General features: G+C 54.1%; 15 protein-coding genes, 2 tRNA genes, 1 rRNA gene and 1 pseudogene. 10 read left to right on the top strand and 9 right to left on the bottom strand.

Features of this window, described 5'->3' with window-relative positions:
• The first annotated feature begins 43 nt into the window (after positions 1-43).
• The 3 genes from rrf to dkgB all read left to right on the top strand — a co-directional run bounded on the left by rrf (position 44) and on the right by dkgB (position 1,349).
• Positions 44-159 (top strand): 5S ribosomal RNA (gene rrf, locus IMQ33_RS19770).
• A gap of 94 nt (positions 160-253) precedes the next feature.
• Positions 254-330, top strand: a tRNA-Asp gene (locus IMQ33_RS19765).
• 215 nt (positions 331-545) lie between these two features.
• A complete protein-coding gene (gene dkgB, locus IMQ33_RS19760) occupies positions 546-1,349 on the top strand; it encodes a 2,5-didehydrogluconate reductase DkgB (RefSeq protein WP_196062495.1) in 804 nt (267 codons plus the stop codon).
• 47 nt (positions 1,350-1,396) lie between these two features.
• On the opposite strand, the gene IMQ33_RS19755 is transcribed toward dkgB, so the two are convergent.
• Genes IMQ33_RS19755 through IMQ33_RS19735 form a run of 5 tightly spaced genes read right to left on the bottom strand, consistent with a single transcriptional unit; the run spans position 1,397 to position 5,729 of the window.
• A complete protein-coding gene (locus IMQ33_RS19755) occupies positions 1,397-1,708 on the bottom strand; it encodes a PTS lactose/cellobiose transporter subunit IIA (protein ID WP_024483598.1) in 312 nt (103 codons plus the stop codon).
• A 1-nt stretch (position 1,709) separates the two neighbouring features.
• Positions 1,710-2,021 (bottom strand): PTS sugar transporter subunit IIB, encoded by a 312-nt coding sequence (locus IMQ33_RS19750; RefSeq protein WP_024483599.1) that lies wholly within the window; start codon positions 2,019-2,021, stop codon positions 1,710-1,712.
• Position 2,022: 1 nt separating this feature from the next.
• Complete coding sequence (locus IMQ33_RS19745) at positions 2,023-3,483, bottom strand: leucyl aminopeptidase family protein (protein ID WP_196062494.1); 1,461 nt, start codon at positions 3,481-3,483, stop codon at positions 2,023-2,025.
• Positions 3,476-4,441: a N(4)-(beta-N-acetylglucosaminyl)-L-asparaginase gene (locus tag IMQ33_RS19740; protein WP_173409778.1), complete on the bottom strand. Its 966-nt coding sequence runs from the start codon at positions 4,439-4,441 to the stop codon at positions 3,476-3,478. The genes IMQ33_RS19745 and IMQ33_RS19740 overlap by 8 nt, the downstream gene beginning before the upstream one ends.
• A 1-nt stretch (position 4,442) precedes the next feature.
• Positions 4,443-5,729 (bottom strand): PTS sugar transporter subunit IIC, encoded by a 1,287-nt coding sequence (locus IMQ33_RS19735; protein WP_065685057.1) that lies wholly within the window; start codon positions 5,727-5,729, stop codon positions 4,443-4,445.
• A 179-nt stretch (positions 5,730-5,908) separates the two neighbouring features.
• Here IMQ33_RS19735 and IMQ33_RS19730 point away from each other — a divergent pair, with 179 nt between their 5' ends.
• A complete protein-coding gene (locus tag IMQ33_RS19730; RefSeq protein ID WP_196062493.1) occupies positions 5,909-6,781 on the top strand; it encodes a hypothetical protein in 873 nt (290 codons plus the stop codon).
• Here IMQ33_RS19730 and yafC read toward each other — a convergent pair.
• Positions 6,778-7,668: a DNA-binding transcriptional regulator YafC gene (gene yafC, locus IMQ33_RS19725; protein ID WP_065685059.1), complete on the bottom strand. Its 891-nt coding sequence runs from the start codon at positions 7,666-7,668 to the stop codon at positions 6,778-6,780. The genes IMQ33_RS19730 and yafC overlap by 4 nt on opposite strands.
• A 105-nt stretch (positions 7,669-7,773) precedes the next feature.
• Here yafC and IMQ33_RS19720 point away from each other — a divergent pair, with 105 nt between their 5' ends.
• Complete coding sequence (locus tag IMQ33_RS19720; protein WP_098928603.1) at positions 7,774-8,949, top strand: MFS transporter; 1,176 nt, start codon at positions 7,774-7,776, stop codon at positions 8,947-8,949.
• A 229-nt stretch (positions 8,950-9,178) separates the two neighbouring features.
• On the top strand, positions 9,179-9,973 hold the full coding sequence (locus IMQ33_RS19715) for an endonuclease/exonuclease/phosphatase family protein (protein ID WP_196062492.1): 795 nt from the start codon (positions 9,179-9,181) through the stop codon (positions 9,971-9,973).
• A gap of 55 nt (positions 9,974-10,028) precedes the next feature.
• On the opposite strand, the gene mltD is transcribed toward IMQ33_RS19715, so the two are convergent.
• Positions 10,029-11,402, bottom strand: coding sequence for a murein transglycosylase D (gene mltD / locus IMQ33_RS19710; RefSeq protein ID WP_098928602.1), 1,374 nt, complete (start codon positions 11,400-11,402; stop codon positions 10,029-10,031).
• Positions 11,403-11,473: 71 nt separating this feature from the next.
• Positions 11,474-12,229 carry a hydroxyacylglutathione hydrolase gene (gene gloB, locus IMQ33_RS19705; protein ID WP_196062491.1) on the bottom strand — a complete coding sequence of 252 codons (756 nt, stop codon included), beginning with the start codon at positions 12,227-12,229 and terminating at the stop codon, positions 11,474-11,476.
• Between the two features lie 43 nt (positions 12,230-12,272).
• Here gloB and IMQ33_RS19700 point away from each other — a divergent pair, with 43 nt between their 5' ends.
• Entirely contained in the window at positions 12,273-12,992 is a 720-nt protein-coding gene (locus tag IMQ33_RS19700; protein WP_196062490.1) for a class I SAM-dependent methyltransferase, read from the top strand.
• Here the strand turns inward: IMQ33_RS19700 and rnhA are convergent.
• A pseudogene (rnhA, locus tag IMQ33_RS19695) lies at positions 12,989-13,575 on the bottom strand (ribonuclease HI). The gene IMQ33_RS19700 and the pseudogene rnhA sit on opposite strands and share 4 nt — an antisense overlap.
• Between rnhA and dnaQ the strand changes: the two are divergent.
• From dnaQ to IMQ33_RS19680, 3 genes are all read left to right on the top strand, one after another.
• A complete protein-coding gene (gene dnaQ / locus IMQ33_RS19690) occupies positions 13,529-14,275 on the top strand; it encodes a DNA polymerase III subunit epsilon (RefSeq protein ID WP_024483610.1) in 747 nt (248 codons plus the stop codon). The pseudogene rnhA and the gene dnaQ sit on opposite strands and share 47 nt — an antisense overlap.
• Before the next feature lie 154 nt (positions 14,276-14,429).
• Positions 14,430-14,506 (top strand) — tRNA-Asp (locus IMQ33_RS19685).
• Positions 14,507-14,820: 314 nt separating this feature from the next.
• The gene (locus IMQ33_RS19680) at positions 14,821-16,143 is read left to right on the top strand and encodes a condensation domain-containing protein (RefSeq protein WP_173409774.1); all 1,323 of its coding nucleotides are present in this window, start codon (positions 14,821-14,823) and stop codon (positions 16,141-16,143) included.
• The last annotated feature ends 33 nt before the right edge of the window (positions 16,144-16,176 follow it).

The raw sequence follows: 16,176 nt of genomic DNA, 5'->3' as shown, positions 1-16,176 counted from the left end.
ATGGCGACACGAGAGTGAAGCGGTTGGAATGAAACAGAATTTGCCTGGCGGCAATAGCGCGGTGGTCCCACCTGACCCCATGCCGAACTCAGAAGTGAAACGCCGTAGCGCCGATGGTAGTGTGGGGTCTCCCCATGCGAGAGTAGGACACTGCCAGGCATCAAATAAACGTTATCAGTATGACACCTGATAATGCGCGAAATCACCAAGGTGGTTTTGCCAGCATCGAAAGATGCGACGTAAAAGAATCGGTGGAGCGGTAGTTCAGTTGGTTAGAATACCTGCCTGTCACGCAGGGGGTCGCGGGTTCGAGCCCCGTCCGTTCCGCCACTTAATTGATAAGCCCTGAGTCTCTGACTCAGGGCTTTTTCATTTGCTTAAATTAATCTCTTCAACGACTAATTGCTGCCTCAATTAGCGTCAATTTCTGATTATTGTTGCCTGCTAATCAAAAGTCTTATGCACAATAGGGCGTTTTTGATCAACAAAACTGCTGCCATAATCCTCTCAAGCTGTTTTGATAAACAAACCGAGAGAACACAATTATGAGCATCCCTGCATTTGGCTTAGGTACCTTCCGTCTGCAAGATCAAGTGGTGATCGATTCCGTTAGCACCGCTCTGGAACTGGGCTACCGTGCCATCGACACCGCACAAATCTATGAGAACGAAGCGGCCGTCGGCCAAGCTATCGCAGCCAGTGGCGTGAAACGTGAAGAGCTATTTATCACCACCAAAATCTGGATCGCCAACCTGGGCAAAGACCAACTGATCCCTAGCCTGCAAGAAAGCCTGAAAAAGCTGCAAACCTCCTATGTGGATCTGACCTTGATCCACTGGCCGTCACCGAACGATGAAGTCTCGGTTGCCGAGTCTATGGCGGAGTTGGTGAAGGCTAAGGAACTCGGACTGACGCGTCAGATTGGTATTTCCAACTTCACCGTTGAACTGATGCAGCGCGCTATTGATGCGGTGGGGGCTGATGCGATTGCCACCAACCAAATCGAACTCTCACCGTATCTGCAAAACCGTCAGCTGGTTGAATTTGCGCAACAGCATGGCATTGCTATCACTTCCTATATGACGTTGGCTTATGGCAAGGCGTTGCAGGATGAAGTCATCAACAATATCGCCAAGCGCCGTGATGTGACCGCCGCTCAGGTGATCCTGGCTTGGGCTATGCAACTGGGATATGCGGTGATCCCGTCTTCGACCAAGCGTGAAAATCTCGCAAGCAACCTGTTGGCTCAGCAATTGACGCTGTCTGATGAAGAAATGGCGGCGATTGCTGCATTGGAATGCAATGGCCGCCTGGTTAGTCCGGAAGGTCTGGCACCAAACTGGGATTGATAGGTTGGCCGTCTGTGGGTTTGAGGCCACAGACGGCTTAGCTGGTTTTAACGAGCGATCTTTTGGTGTAGGGCGATAATCTCACGGCCCATTTCCATCAGCATAATCGCGTTCATCAGATGGTCCTGTGCATGGACCATCACCAGATGAACCGGGATTTTACCGCTGCCTTCGTCCATTTCGATCAGTTTGGTCTGCACGTGATGAGCGCCAGAGAGTGCCTCCTGCGCTTGCTGCATATACTGTTCGGCCTGCACGAAGTCTTCTTCTTCGCGTGCACAGCGCATGGCTTGAAACACCAGACTGCGGGCGTAACCCGCATTGGCAATCAGCTCCATCACTTCGTTTTCCAAATCCATATCAGGCTTCCTCAATCAGCGCCAGGGCTTGATCCAATACCTTGTCACCCTTCATGGTGCCGTAGGCCATCATATCGATGCAGGCGACTTTTTTATGGTGCTCGTGGGCAATTTTCTCGCACTCTGCCAGCTTATAGCGGATCTGCGGCCCCAGCAGTGCGACGTCAAATTCGGTTACCGCCGTTTTGTATTCACGGATCGACTTGGCGCAGATCTCGGCGTCAATGCCGCGCGCTTTGGCTGCTTCTTGCATCTTTTTCACCAGCAGACTGGTGGACATACCCAAGTCACACACTAACAGGATCTTTTTCATGTTATTTCTCCAGGCGTTCCAGCAAATGCTGGATTAAAAGTGGGATCGGTCGGCCAGAGGCCACGCTACGGCCATTTTCGCGCCACAACGCAGTGCCGCTGATATCAAGGTGTGCCCAGGGAATATTCGCTGGGCTGAAACGACTCAGGAAGTAGGCGGCGGAGGTACTGATCGCCGCATTGTTGGTCGGTGTGTTACACAGGTCGGCAATATGACTCTCGACCTGTTTGCTGAAGCGATCGTCCAACGGTAACGACCACAGAGGATCGCCACTGCGCAAGCCTGCCTGAGTGAGATCGTGACGCAGGTTTTCATCCTCGGTCATCAGGCCACTAAGATCGTAACCCAAGGCTTTGACCACCGCGCCGGTGAGCGTAGCCAGATCGATCACGTATTCAGGTGGCCGCTGATTATTGGTCAACCTGCTGGCGTAGGCGATGCCATCGGCCAGCACCAGCCGCCCCTCAGCATCGGTGTTGTTGATCTCCACGGTTAAGCCGCTGTAGCTGGTTGCGACATCGCCAGGGCGCATCGCTGCCGGGCCAATCATATTTTCGGCCAGCGCCAGTACGCCAACCAGACTGACCGGCAGCTTGAGTTCTGCCACGGCCAGCATCAGGCCAAAGACGTTAGCTGCGCCACACATGTCATATTTCATGGTGTACATGCCATCGCCGCCCTTTAGCCACAGGCCACCGGTATCGAAGGTGATACCTTTGCCCACGTAGGCGCTGAAGGGGCCAGTGGCGCTCCCCTGGTAACGTATCACCACCAGACGCGGAGGATTATCGGCACCTTTACCTACCGCCTGTAGCAAGCCAAGACCCTGTTCAGCGATCTGCAGTTCATCCAACACTTCGCAGCTCAGGCTAGGATAGGGGGCAATCTGGCGGGCGATCTCGCTGGCAAAGAATGCTGGGGTGCAGCGATCGCTTGGCATGTCGGCAATGCGTCGTGCTGCCTTCATCCCTATGGCGGTGGCAGTTGCTTGAGACAGGCGTGGCTCGAGAGTGGCTCGCTGCTCTGGTTGGCAATAGAACACCAACTCCTGGATACGCGGTGTGGGCGACGTTTCTGCCTTTTTCAGCCCGAGATCGCTCAGTTGGTAATCCAGGTTGAACAGGAAATGCAGCAGAGGGTTCAGTGCCGGCAGGCTGCGGTGATCAAACGCCGTGCAGTCGACAATCAACTGCGTACTAGTACCACAGCGTAGTAGAGGACGCAGTGCGGTGACCAGCTTGCTGGTTTGCCCATCGAGCCAGAACGTTTTTGGCAACAGCGTGACGCGGCCTACCGGAGCACAGCCATAGGCGCAGTCGGCGGTTTGCTGCTGGGCGGTGGTCTGCAGTTCCTGTAACAGGGCAGCATTGCAGGGTAATTGCAATGGGCTGCCGGGGTAGCTAATCACATGGCTGTTAACTTCCCATGTGGGGATTTCACTCAGTAACCGATAATTAATCAAAATGGATCTCCTCAATCGGCGCGCGAATGCGCTCGGCATAGTCGGTTAGCCATTGCTCGCTGGCTGGAGTGTAGTGGGTATGCTCGGCACGGCGTTCTGCCAGGTACACCGTCGGTGGCTGGATGGCGCTGGCGACAACAAACGAGAAGGTTTTGATATTGGTAGAGACGCCGAACTCTCCCTGCCGATTCATGCAGACTACGGAGAGATCGCCCACCCGGCCAAAGCGGGCTATCAACCGGTCTTCCAGCTCGAAGACGACCGAATCGGCCGCCTGTTGTGGCGTCATACCTTGCTGCATACGGCGCACGATCTCATAGCTGGTGCAGCCTTTCATCAGGTCTTCACCCACGCCAGTGGCGGTTGCGGCTCCTATCTGGCTGTCACAGTAGAAACCGGAGCCAATCACTGGTGAATCACCCAGGCGGCCACGGCGTTTCATAAACAACCCGCTGGTAGACGTGGCCACGCTCATTGAACCATGCAGATCGAGGCCGATAATGCCGACGGTATCGTGGCCATCGTAGGGGCTAAGGCCCTTATCGATGGTTTCGCGGCAGCGTTTGCGATAGTGCTGGGTTGCACGCTCGGTGAGCATGGTTTTGTCGGCAAAACCTTGGCTAAGGGCCCACTCACGTGCGCCAGCCCCCACCAGGACGCTGTTGAAGCGTTCGCGGCTCAGCGCCTGGGCAACCTTCACCGGGTTGGCGATATCCACCAGGTTACCAACGGCACCAAAGGCCAGCGTATCGCCATCCATAAAGGCCGCATCCAACTCTACCTCACCATTTTCGGTAGGGAGACCACCGTAACCGACGGATTTATAGAATGGAAAGTCTTCTACTTCCGCCACTGCGCTCACTACGCTTTGTGCGGCGCTTGCCCCGGCTTTCAGCGTTTCACTGGCCTGGGTAACGCCTTCCAGTGCCATACGCCAGGTTGCAATCATTCCCCACATATCAAACTCCTGATGTTTCGGCTGCGCGATACTGTTTGTCCAGAATGCGCAGGAAAGGCAGATAAAGCATGGCACCGATCAGCAGGTTAACGATCTGCATCAGGCTGCCACTCAAATGGCCGGTCACGATAAAGCCACTGATCACCGGCGGCAGCGTCCAGGGGATAAACACCCCGGTAGTGACGGCGACGGCCCCCACCTTCATCGCCACGTATTGCACGGTAACCAATACCACCGGCACCAGGTTGAAAGGGATCAACATGATGGGGTTCATGATCACCGGCAGACCAAACAGGATCGGTTCATTAATATTGAAGATTGAAGCCGCAGCCCCCATGCGACCTACTTCGCGGATGCTGTTGCTACGGGCAAAGAACAGAATGGCGATCACCAGCGACAGGGTGGCACCAGCACCACCCATCCAGACCATATCGAAGAACTGTTCGGTGACGATGTGCGGTGGCGTGACCCCGGCCTGGATAGCGGCGATGTTGTCGGTCTGGTTTTCCATCCACAGCGGACGGATGATGCCGTTGACCATCGAACCGGAGTTGATCCCCACCGACCAAAGGATGGTGATACTCAACACCGTCAGCAGCGCGCCAATATAGGAAGTGCCAAAGTGACGTACCGGTGTGGCGACTACGTTATAAATAAACTGATGAATGGTTTGGTAGCTGGTGTGTTCGAACAGAATACGGATCGCCAGCACCAGGATAATCACGAACAGTGCAGGCAGCAGAGCGGCGAAGGATTCCTGTACCGCAGGTGGCACGCCTTCTGGCATTTTGATGATCAACTTGCGGCGCTTGAGGTAGCAGAACAGTTCGGTCCACAGCAGTGAGCCGATCATCGCCACAAACAGCCCCTTGCTGCCGATCCACTCGGTCGGGATCACATTGATATTGCCCAAGGCTTCTACCTTGATAAACGGCGTAAGGATCAGGAAGCACACCAGTGACAGAATACCGCTGGAGACGCGATCCTCGTCATAATGTTCCGCCAGGCGGTAAGCGGTAAGGAAACTGACAAACAGCGACATGGTAGAGAACACCGCGTTGAACGGGATCTCGATGATATTGCTCCAGCTGGCGCCAAACAGGCCTGCCATAAACTGCTGGTAACCCTGATTGGGGAACGACGAGATCACCAGCAGGATCGAGCCGACGATAATGAACGGCATAAAGGAAACATAGGCACCGCGGATGGCACACAAATGCCGCTGCTGTGCGGCCTTGGCCGCCAGAGGCATCAGCTTGGCTTCAAGAAATCCCAGAACGTTGTTCATGCTAAACCCCGTAGGTATGCTTATTAGAGAAAAACAGGTAAGGGTGGCGACTTATTGGCTGGGATTATCAGTGAATGGATTTTAAAGAAAGGTGAAACAGTTCACAGTGTGAGGTGAATTTATAAAATATCTCACAAGATTAGTTATGATAGGACATCAATTTTAGTGTGGAGTCCACGATGGAAATCAAGCTGCATGCCAATGCGACCACCACCCCACGAGTACGGCGTTATATCCAGCAATCGGATAAAAGCGATCGCGTATTGGCGCAGGAGCTGGGTATCTCCGTGGCGACGGTACGCCGTTGGCGGCAGCGCCAGGATGTCGCCGATCGCCATACGGTGCCCAAGAGCCTGCGCAAGGCACTGACGAACGAGCAGAGTTTGCTTATCAACTGGCTGAGACAAAAATTACAGCTGCCGCTGGATGAGCTGCTGGTGGTGGTGAATCAGGGCATGCAACAGCCGATCTCCCGTGCGGGGTTGGATCGCTATCTACGCGGCGTGGGTCAGCGTGGTGAGGAACAGAGCAGGGCGCTACGCGGTAAAAAGGCGGTGAAGGCTGGTGAACGGCCGGGAACTCTCGCTCTTTTTTATCAACGAATTAGCCTATCGGCCGAAGATGGCGGCGAGCAACACCTCTTGTGGGCCGAAGAGAAGGTCAGCGGCTGGCTGAGTGCACGAGCCTTTGCGGGAGCCTCGCCGATGCTGGTGGTCAACTGGCTGAAGGAACTGTTACCGCACTGCCCAGGTGATATACAATCTATTGAGACTGAAAATAAAAAGCTGTTCGGCAATAGCGAGTCTCAGACCCATCCCTTACAGCTATGGTGTCGGGAGCAGGGGATAAAGTTGCAACAACCCGCGTTATTGCAAGTGGAGGTTGTGCTGCGGCTAGAAAGCCAACTGGCGCAGTTGCTACCGGCGGCGGAGAACTTATCGCTGGATAACGTGTTGCAGACGCTCTGTGCCAGCTATAACCAACATTGGCCGCAGAAGAAGCTGGGTGGCCTGACTCCCACCGCATTCTGGTTACAACATCGGACAGGTTAGCGAGGTGTGAGGCTTTCACTAAGAAAGTCGATAAAGCTGCGCAGGCGGTTGCTTACGGCGCTGTCGCTGTAATAAACCGCATTGACCGGTATGGCAACCGGCAGCGTCTCCTTGATCAGGAGCTGCACCAAATCCCCACGCTGGATATCCTCATCGATCATAAAGTTCGACAGACAGGCGATGCCGTTGCCATGCAGGCAAAGGTGGCGTTGTGTTTCTCCGCTGTTGGTAGTCAGTCCCGGTACGATCTCCAACTGCCGGCCATCGGCGCAGGCTAATGGCCAACGGTTCAGATTGGGCAGATCGTTGAAGCCGATGCAGCAGTGTTGGGCCAGATCCTCCACGCTTTGCGGGGTACCGAACTGTTTCAGATAGGCGGGTGACGTCACAATTTTTCGATAGCTGGTCATCAGTTTGCGCGCCTTCAAACTTGAGTCTGTCAGTTCCCCTACGCGGATGGCAATGTCGACCTTGCGCTCAATCAGGTTGATAAAGGTTTCTGAAGAGACCAGCGAGAGCGACATTTCGGGGTAGCGGGCACGAAACTCGCCAACCAATGGGGTCAGTACGTGCAGCACGACCGGCGTTGCGGCATCCACGCGCAACAGGCCCTGGGGCCGCTGGCGGCTCTCCATCAGCGCATTTTCCGCCGCGGCCATATCGCTCAGGACTTTCTGCACCTGGCGGAAATAGTTTTCTCCCTCCTGCGTCAGGCTTATCTGGCGGGTGGTGCGATTGAGCAGCGTGACCCCCAGCTTGCTCTCCAGCTTTTTTACCGTACGGCTGACCACCGAGTTTGCCTGTTCCAAGTGCTCCGCCGCGCGGCTGAAGCTACCGCATTCCACCACGGTGACAAAGGTGATCAGTTCATCCGAATTTGCCTTCATTGTTGCTCCATCAGCAAAATTTATTTGAAATTTTGAGCATTTTTATCATTTAAGCACAGGCAGATAATCACCGCTATCAACCCGAACGCTATTTTGGAGTTAGCAATGCCTCTCGCTTTACTTGCCTTGACCATCAGTGCCTATGCCATCGGCACCACGGAGTTTGTGATTGTCGGATTGATCCCGACCATCGCCGAGCAGTTGAACGTCACCGTGCCGTCCGCAGGGCTGCTGGTGACTCTTTATGCCATTGGGGTGGCGATTGGTGCGCCGGTACTGACCGCTTTAACTGGCCGTGTGCCGCGCAAGTTGTTGCTGGTGGGGCTGATGGTGCTGTTCACCCTTGGCAACCTGCTCGCCTGGCAGTCACCGAGCTATGAGTCACTGGTGGTTGCTCGTTTACTGACTGGCCTGGCGCACGGGGTGTTTTTCTCGGTGGGTTCAACCATTGCGACCAGCCTGGTAGCCAAAGAGAAGGCGGCAACGGCAATCGCCATCATGTTTGGTGGCTTAACCGTTGCGCTGGTGACCGGCGTGCCGCTAGGCACCTTTATCGGCCAGCACTTCGGCTGGCGTGAGACCTTCCTGGCGGTGTCGTTGATTGGAATGGTAGCGATTATTGCCAGCCTCATCCTGATCCCGAACAACATCAAGAACCAGGCGAGTGCCAGCATCCGCGATCAGCTGCAAGTGCTGACTCACCCGCGCCTGTTGCTGATTTACGCCGTTACCGCGTTGGGTTACGGTGGAGTATTCACGACCTTTACCTTCCTGGCACCGATGATGCAGGAGCTGGCTGGTTTTTCGGCACCGGCCGTCAGTTGGATTTTGCTGGCCTATGGCATAGCGGTAGCCATCGGTAACATTTGGGGTGGCAAGCTGGCCGATCGTCATGGCGCGGTACGGGCATTGAGCTTTATCTTTGCCGCATTAGCCGCCTTGCTGTTGGTGTTTCAGTTTACCGCCAGCCACAGCGTCGCCGCGCTGCTGACGGTGGTGGTGATGGGGGTATTTGCCTTTGGCAATGTCCCGGGATTGCAGGTTTATGTGGTGCAGAAAGCCGAGCAGTACACACCGAACGCGGTGGACGTTGCTTCAGGCCTGAATATCGCGGCTTTTAACGTGGGGATCGCACTGGGCTCCGTGATTGGCGGACAGACCGTGGCCTCACTAGGGTTGGCGCAAACGCCTTGGATCGGGGCGCTGATTGTGGTGGGGGCGTTGTTGTTGATTGGCCTTAGTGGTCGATTGGATAAACAATACCAACGGCAGTTCGCCTGATCCCAGCTTGCACCTTTCTTCTTGGCCCGCATTGGTGGGCCTTTTCGCATTCAGCGCGAACCTTTACAGACACATACACAGCATTGATTGAAATCAGCCCGCCTTGCCCCTATAACTGGATCTCTAAAAGCCATGTTGGCAGAGCCGCTCAGGCGTATACTCAATTTAGTCTTGGTAGCCATGTAGCTATCAACGTGATTTTCATCCGAACGGGAAATAGGCGAATAACGTGCCGAAACGAACTTATGCAATGAGGTATGTTGCGGGCCAGCCAGTTGAACGGATTTTCCCTGGTGCCATTAATCAGCCGCTACCGCCGGGGGCCGCGTTGCCTACGTCTGGTGCGCTGCGGGTGATGGTATGGAATATTTTCAAACAGCAGCGTGCCGATTGGCTTTCGGTGTTGAAAGACTTCGGTAAAGATGCGCAGCTGGTGCTATTGCAGGAGGCGCAGACCACGCCGGAATTGGTCAGCTTTGCCACCTCTAACTATCTGGCGGCCGATCAGGTGCCCGCCTTTGTGTTGCCGCAACACCCTTCCGGCGTGATGACGCTGGCGGCTGCACATCCGGTGTATTGTTGCCCGTTGCGCGAGCGGGAGCCGCTGCTGCGTTTGGCCAAGTCGGCGTTGATCACCGTCTACCCTTTATTAGATGGTCAGCTGTTGATGGTCGTGAATATCCACGCGGTGAACTTTAGCCTGGGAGTGGATGTTTACAGCAAGCAGCTTGGCCCGATTGGTGAGCAGATCGCCCTCCATCGGGGGCCGGTGATCATGGCGGGGGATTTTAATGCCTGGAGTCGCAAGCGCATCAACGCCCTGTATCAATTTGCCAGCGATATGGCGTTGCATGAGGTCAATTTCGCCAACGATCATCGCCGCAAAGCCTTTGGCCGTCCGTTGGATTTTATCTTTTACCGCAACCTGGGTGTTACAGAGGCCTCGGTGCTGGTGACTCAGGCCTCAGACCACAATCCGCTGCTGGTGGAGTTCCATTCGCAAACCGATAAACCGGTCTGGTAGCGAAATTTGGCCAATAAAAAAGCATCCCGAGGGATGCTTTTTTTGTAGCGAAAACTTAGGTTTCCGGCGACGATTTGTTGCTGACAAACAGCGTCAGCTTCACGCCAGGTTGCAAACTGCTGGCTTTGCCGATCGTTGAGTTCCAACGCATCACGTCGTTAATTTCGACGCCGTGACGACGTGCAATGCTGGATAGCGAATCACCTTTACGCACTTGGTAGGTGATACTGCTGTTATCTCTGGCATTGCTGGCCACTTGCAGGGTTTGCCCAACTTTCAGCGTGCTCTTGCCACGCAAATTGTTCCAACTCTGCAAATCGCTGGTCTTAACGTTCAACCGTTTGGCGATAGTGGATAACGTATCGCCGGAGCGAACCTTATACGCACTTCCGCCTGACAGGCCACTGTTCTTCGCCAACTGGGTGGTTGGTAATGTTGCAGCTATCTGTCCGTCGGCCAACGAGTCTTTCAACTGTGCGGCATTCTTTTTGGGAACCATGATGTAATGGGGCCCATTAGGTGCCGTAACGCCTTTCTTGTAGCCAGGGTTATAAGCCTTCATCTTGGTGAGAGAAAGCCCAGACATCTCTGCCGCCTGAGTCAGCTGGATCTGCTGCCCGACATCAATACGCGCCAGTGCACGGGTTTCGTCAGTTTTTGGCAACTTGACGCCGTACTTTTTGCTGTGCTTGATGATATCGCTCAGTGCCAGCATTTTCGGGACATAGATTGACGTTTCACGCGGAAGCGACAATGCCCAGAACTCGGTGGACTTACCCTGACGTTTATTCGCCTTAACCGCTTGCATGACTCGGCCTTCACCACTGTTATAAGCGGCGATGGTCAATAACCAGTCACCGTCAAACATGCGGTTCAAACGCTCCATCATGTTAAGCGCAGCGGTCGTCGAGGCCACAACATCACGGCGCCCGTCATACCACTGATTGTTTTTCAAACCATAATTGCGACCCGTTTGCGGCACGATCTGCCATAGCCCTGCGGCATTGGCACTTGACGTGGCGTGAGGGTCAAAAGCGCTCTCCACTATGGGTAGCAGTACCAGTTCCATCGGCATATTGCGTTTCTTAATCTGCCCGACTATCCAGTACATGTACGGCTCTGCCCGTAGTGTTACATCGTGGAGATAGCTCTTACTTTTTAAATATTTTCTTTTTTGTTCACGGATCCGGTCGTTTTCCGGAACCTCCATCTTCAGCTCGTCGCTAATGAAGTTCCACAGGTTCTGCTGAGCGGCGCTATTGTTACTGTCTAGCCACCGTGCCGAACTCGCTGTGTACTCTCCTGCTTCACTTTCTTGACCTGCCGAAGACAGACTCTGTGCATGTTGCTTTGGTGCCGGTACATCCTGCCAGGATGACTGGCAACCAACCAACAAGACCGAGGCGAGAAGTATCGCTTTAGCCTTCATGTGTGTGTCAATATAGTTGCTTAAAAGACGAGCAAGGATACTTTGCTTCGCCAAAAAACACAACTAAAAGCTTAGAAGGCATCCTTGCGCAGGCGTAATTCGGAAAAAACCGAATGAAGCTGGCTCGGTGGTGAGTTAAAGCCTATTTCCTTTTGTAAATCAGTGTCATGGCAGCGTAAAAATAGATTAATTTTACGCTCTAATTGCAACGTTGTGGGCAGGCTGGGTACTCCTTTTGCCCTTGATTGCTCAATTTGTTGCTGATATGTTTCAATTTGGCGGTCTTGCGGCAAAATTGTCCTGGCAAACTTAAGGTTTGAGAGCGTGTACTCGTGTGCGCAACAAATTAGGGTTTTGTCGGGAAGTTGCGCGAGCCGTTGAAATGAGTGGTACATTTGCTCTGCAGTCCCTTCAAAAAGCCGTCCGCAGCCCGCAGAAAAAAGCGTATCTCCACAGAAAAGATAAGGTGCACTGTAGAATGCCACGTGACCCAAGGTATGTCCGGGAACTGCGATGGTGGTGTAGCTACGCCCGCCAATTTCCAGGATATCGCCATCCTGAACCAACCGATTTGCTCCCTTATTAGCGGTTTCCTGGGGGCCATACACCGGCAGATCCGGATATTGCGCAACGATTTCCGCTACGCCGCCGACATGGTCGTGGTGGTGGTGGGTCAATAATATGGCATCAGGGGTCAGTTTCCGTTGGGACAACGCCGCCAATACCGGGCCAGCTTCGCCGGGATCGACGATCACGCAGCGCCCTTGCTGGTTAGCCAATAACCAAATGTAATTGTCCTGAAAAGCGGGAATGCTGATAAGATTCATGGAACACCTCTCGTTGGCAACGGCTTGAAAGAGATACTAAACCATGAAACCAGCCCAGACTCTAGAAAAGCTCACTAGCCCTTACTCCTGGGCCGGGTTGCCGTGGGGCGAATACTATCGTGAGGCGTTGGAGCAGCAGTTGCAGCCCTGGTGGCCCAAGATGTTTGGTTTTCATCTGTTGAAGATCGGCAATCTCAGCGCCGAGTTGGATAGTGAAAAGTGCGCTATCTCGCATCAGGTTAACGTGGGATTGGCCGGGGATAACCTGCATGTGCAGGCCGATCCTTATCAGTTGCCCTTTGCAGCCAAGTCCGTCGATGCCTGCCTAATGGCCCATACGCTCTCTTATGCCGATGACCCACACCGTATGTTGCGTGAGGTCGATCGCGTCATGATTGACGATGGCTGGCTGGTGATCAGCAGTTTCAACCCTTTTAGCCTGCTAGGCATGGGGAAGTTGATCCCCCGGTTGCGCAAACGCCAGCCTTACGTCAGCCGGATGTTTACCCAGATGCGTTTGCTGGACTGGCTCAGCCTGCTCAATTATGAGGTGTTGGATCAGACGCGCTTCCACGTGTTGCCCTGGCAGCGCAAGGGAGGGACTTTTTTGAGTACGCATTTACCGGCGCTTGGCTGTATGAGCATGATTGTAGCCCGCAAGCGAACCTTGCCGCTGACGCCAACGCCGATGAAAGTGGGGGCGAGAAAACACTCTCTCAGCCGCGCAGTGGGCGCGACCAAGAGTTATCGCAAACTGCCTTAAGCTTCGGGCTTGTAGCCAACGTCGTCCTGTGTCGGGCTGCCAGCCGCATCGCGTGCCAGCACGTCGCAACGTTCGTTTTCCGGGTGCCCGGCATGGCCTTTGACCCATTCCCAACGGATGGTGTGGCGGGCAATCGCCAGATCCAGGCGCTGCCAGAGATCGACGTTTTTCACCGGTTTTTTGTCGGCGGTTTTCCAGCCGCGCTTTTTCCAGTTGTGGATCCAACTGGTGATCCCCTGGCGGACGTATTGGCTATCGGTGCTCAGCACCACTTCGCAGGGGGTGGTCAAGGCTTCGAGCGCCACAATGGCGGCCATCAGCTCCATGCGGTTATTGGTCGTCAGGTAATAACCCGCGCTGAACAGTTTCTCGTGCTGTTTATAACGCAAAATTGCGCCGTAACCGCCGGGGCCTGGATTACCAAGGCAAGAGCCGTCGGTGAAAATTTCTACCTGTTTAAGCATCTCTGGTAGACTCTTCCTATCAGTTTTATAAAAACCAAGTCTGACATAAACCAGCGCCGTGAGCACAGCATTATGATCTCTACACCAACCAGACAGATCGTTCTCGATACCGAAACCACAGGTATGAACAAGCTAGGGGTTCACTACGAAGGTCACCGCATCATTGAGATCGGGGCCGTTGAGGTGATCAACCGCCGCCTGACCGGGCGCCACTTCCACGTTTACGTCAAGCCAGATCGGCTGGTGGATCCGGAAGCTTACGGCGTACACGGTATCAGCGATGAGTTCCTGGCGGATAAGCCTACTTTCGATCAGATCGCCGCTGAATTTATCGACTTTATCCGTGGTGGCGAATTAGTCATTCATAACGCAGCGTTCGATATCGGCTTTATGGATCACGAGTTCCGTATGTTGCAGCGAGATATCCCGAAGACGGATACCTTCTGCACCATCACCGACAGCCTGTTGATGGCGCGCCGCCTGTTCCCAGGCAAGCGTAACAACCTCGATGCGCTGTGCAACCGCTATGAGATAGACAACACCAAGCGAACGCTGCACGGCGCTTTGCTCGATGCCGAGATCCTGGCGGAAGTCTATCTGGCGATGACTGGTGGCCAGACTTCGATGGCTTTCCAGATGGAAGGGGACACTCAGCAGACGGATTCAGCCCAGGATATCCAACGCATCCAACGCCCGGCTACGGCGATGAAAGTGATCTATGCCAGTGACGCAGAATTGCAGGCTCACGAATCACGTCTGGATCTGGTGCAAAAGAAGGGCGGTAGCTGTCTGTGGCGTGGTGGCGCAGCAGCCGAATAACGGCCTGTCAGGATAGAAATGACGCTTAAGTGGCATAATCAACGCGTGTTCGTTGAAAAACTGTGCAAACGACTCTTTTTATAAGAAAAGACGTTGACGGAATGGCGAGGCAACCGTAATATTCGGCTCGTTCCCCCGCAAGAGGGAACGTTGCGGAGCGGTAGTTCAGTTGGTTAGAATACCTGCCTGTCACGCAGGGGGTCGCGGGTTCGAGCCCCGTCCGTTCCGCCAACATTCAGAAGCCCTGAGTTAGCAATAACTCAGGGCTTCGTCTTTTCTATTGTACCGTCTTCGATCTTTCCTCCCTTCCCTGGTTTTAGCTGAAAATGCAGCAAAGATATTTCATTTTTTATTGATAATGATTACTATTTCCATCAATGGATGGGCCACTCATCCTGTCAGATCGTGCAACCTATTCTTTTTATTTTCAGTGCTGAGCATGTCGTGAGCCATACATCGTTCTCTGAGATGAAGCTGGGCGTTCACCGGGTGGTGAATAAAACGTCGCTGTTTCACAACACTGAAAAACTGAAAAGGGAAGGAACATGTTGGAAACTGTTCAGTCAGTCCGTTGGTTGCCGCTGACACCGGCACAGTTTGATTTTTGGGAGGAGTTTAGCTTTCACCCGCATCAGCCCGTTTCTACCGTCGCCCACCGCATTACGCTTCGCGGTGAGCTTGATGAACCGGGGCTGTTAGCGGCGTTGGAGCAGGTTGTTGCTGAAACCGATGTTTTTACCATCCAGTTTCAGTTGCCTGACAATGACGATCTACCGCTACAGCGCTGTAATCCCCAACTGCGTCCTCGGATACGTCTGATTGAGTTAAAACAGACCGATGTTGCCGAGTCGATGATGCAGGCCGACATTGAGCGTCAGCTCAATTTGCTGAGTCAGCCGCTGGCGGTCATCTGGTTGATCCGCTTTTCATCTACGCATTACACCGTTTATATCCGGGCACATCACATTATTATTGATGGGTTCGGCATGGCGCTGATCGAACATCGTCTCGCTGAGCTTTACCGCGCCCACCTGCAAAAGGCCACCGCTAGCCAACCTTTCCACGCGTTTTATGATTTTCTGGCTGAAGAGCAGCAGTATGCCAGTAGCGAAAAATCGCGGCAGGACGCTGAGTATTGGCGTCGATATGTTACCGACGCGCCTTCGCTCCCTGTTCTGCAAAAGGGAGGGGAGGACTACGGCGCGGAGTGTCTGCACAGCGAAGCGGTACTACCTGAACATTTTAGCCAGCAGTTGAGCGCCTTTTCCGAGCGCTGTGGTACAGGCTGGCCGGATCTGCTACTGGCACTTTCCGCTGCTTGGCTGACGTTTCAGCTTTATGGGGAGAATAAGGCTGAAGTACAGCCAATCTGGGTGCCCGTCATGAATCGCCGTGGCATGGTGGCCGCCAGCGTCCCGGCGTTGGCGGTAAATATTTTGCCGCTGTTTATTCAGGTCGAACCACAGGAGAAGGTTGTTGACTACGTCAAACGCATTGCGAAAACGTTGCGCGACCTGCGTGCTCACGGGCGTTATCGCATTGAGATCCTGGCCGCCGATCAAGGGTTGGGAAAAGGAACGCGTTACTTTTTCTCACCGTTGATCAACGTGCTTCCCTTCGATCCTCCGCTGTTTGCAGGCTGTGAAGCGGAGCGCGAAGTCATGGCCAGCGGTCCAGGGGATGGCTTTAACATTACCTGGCGTGGCCGTACGGATGCCAGCGAACTGCATATCGATATCGACGCCGATCCTGCGATGTATGCTTCCCTGAATGTCGAGGAGATGTTCACACACCTGCGCAGCTTCCTGAGCAGGGCGATGATGCCCGAAGCGGGGCAGCAGCCGGTTTACCAACTGCTAAACCAATAAGATCTTCCGCCAGCGGGCTGGTTCGCTGGCGGA

The organism is Serratia sp. Res13-Sevr-LER1-36-b (assembly GCF_015673035.1).
Taxonomy (GTDB): domain Bacteria; phylum Pseudomonadota; class Gammaproteobacteria; order Enterobacterales; family Enterobacteriaceae; genus Chania; species Chania fonticola_C.
Note: the sequence above shows the minus strand (reverse complement) of the source record. Positions and strands in the feature narration are given on the sequence as shown.

Bases quoted from the DNA above. Each gene is read 5' to 3' on its own strand.
- dkgB (WP_196062495.1), top strand. From the start codon at position 546: ATGAGCATCCCTGCATTTGGCTTAGGTACCTTCCGTCTGCAAGATCAA.
- IMQ33_RS19755 (WP_024483598.1), bottom strand. From the start codon at position 1,708: ATGGATTTGGAAAACGAAGTGATGGAGCTGATTGCCAATGCGGGTTAC.
- IMQ33_RS19750 (WP_024483599.1), bottom strand. From the start codon at position 2,021: ATGAAAAAGATCCTGTTAGTGTGTGACTTGGGTATGTCCACCAGTCTG.
- IMQ33_RS19740 (WP_173409778.1), bottom strand. From the start codon at position 4,441: ATGTGGGGAATGATTGCAACCTGGCGTATGGCACTGGAAGGCGTTACC.
- IMQ33_RS19735 (WP_065685057.1), bottom strand. From the start codon at position 5,729: ATGAACAACGTTCTGGGATTTCTTGAAGCCAAGCTGATGCCTCTGGCG.
- IMQ33_RS19730 (WP_196062493.1), top strand. From the start codon at position 5,909: ATGGAAATCAAGCTGCATGCCAATGCGACCACCACCCCACGAGTACGG.
- yafC (WP_065685059.1), bottom strand. From the start codon at position 7,668: ATGAAGGCAAATTCGGATGAACTGATCACCTTTGTCACCGTGGTGGAA.
- IMQ33_RS19720 (WP_098928603.1), top strand. From the start codon at position 7,774: ATGCCTCTCGCTTTACTTGCCTTGACCATCAGTGCCTATGCCATCGGC.
- mltD (WP_098928602.1), bottom strand. From the start codon at position 11,402: ATGAAGGCTAAAGCGATACTTCTCGCCTCGGTCTTGTTGGTTGGTTGC.
- gloB (WP_196062491.1), bottom strand. From the start codon at position 12,229: ATGAATCTTATCAGCATTCCCGCTTTTCAGGACAATTACATTTGGTTA.
- IMQ33_RS19700 (WP_196062490.1), top strand. From the start codon at position 12,273: ATGAAACCAGCCCAGACTCTAGAAAAGCTCACTAGCCCTTACTCCTGG.
- dnaQ (WP_024483610.1), top strand. From the start codon at position 13,529: ATGATCTCTACACCAACCAGACAGATCGTTCTCGATACCGAAACCACA.
- IMQ33_RS19680 (WP_173409774.1), top strand. From the start codon at position 14,821: ATGTTGGAAACTGTTCAGTCAGTCCGTTGGTTGCCGCTGACACCGGCA.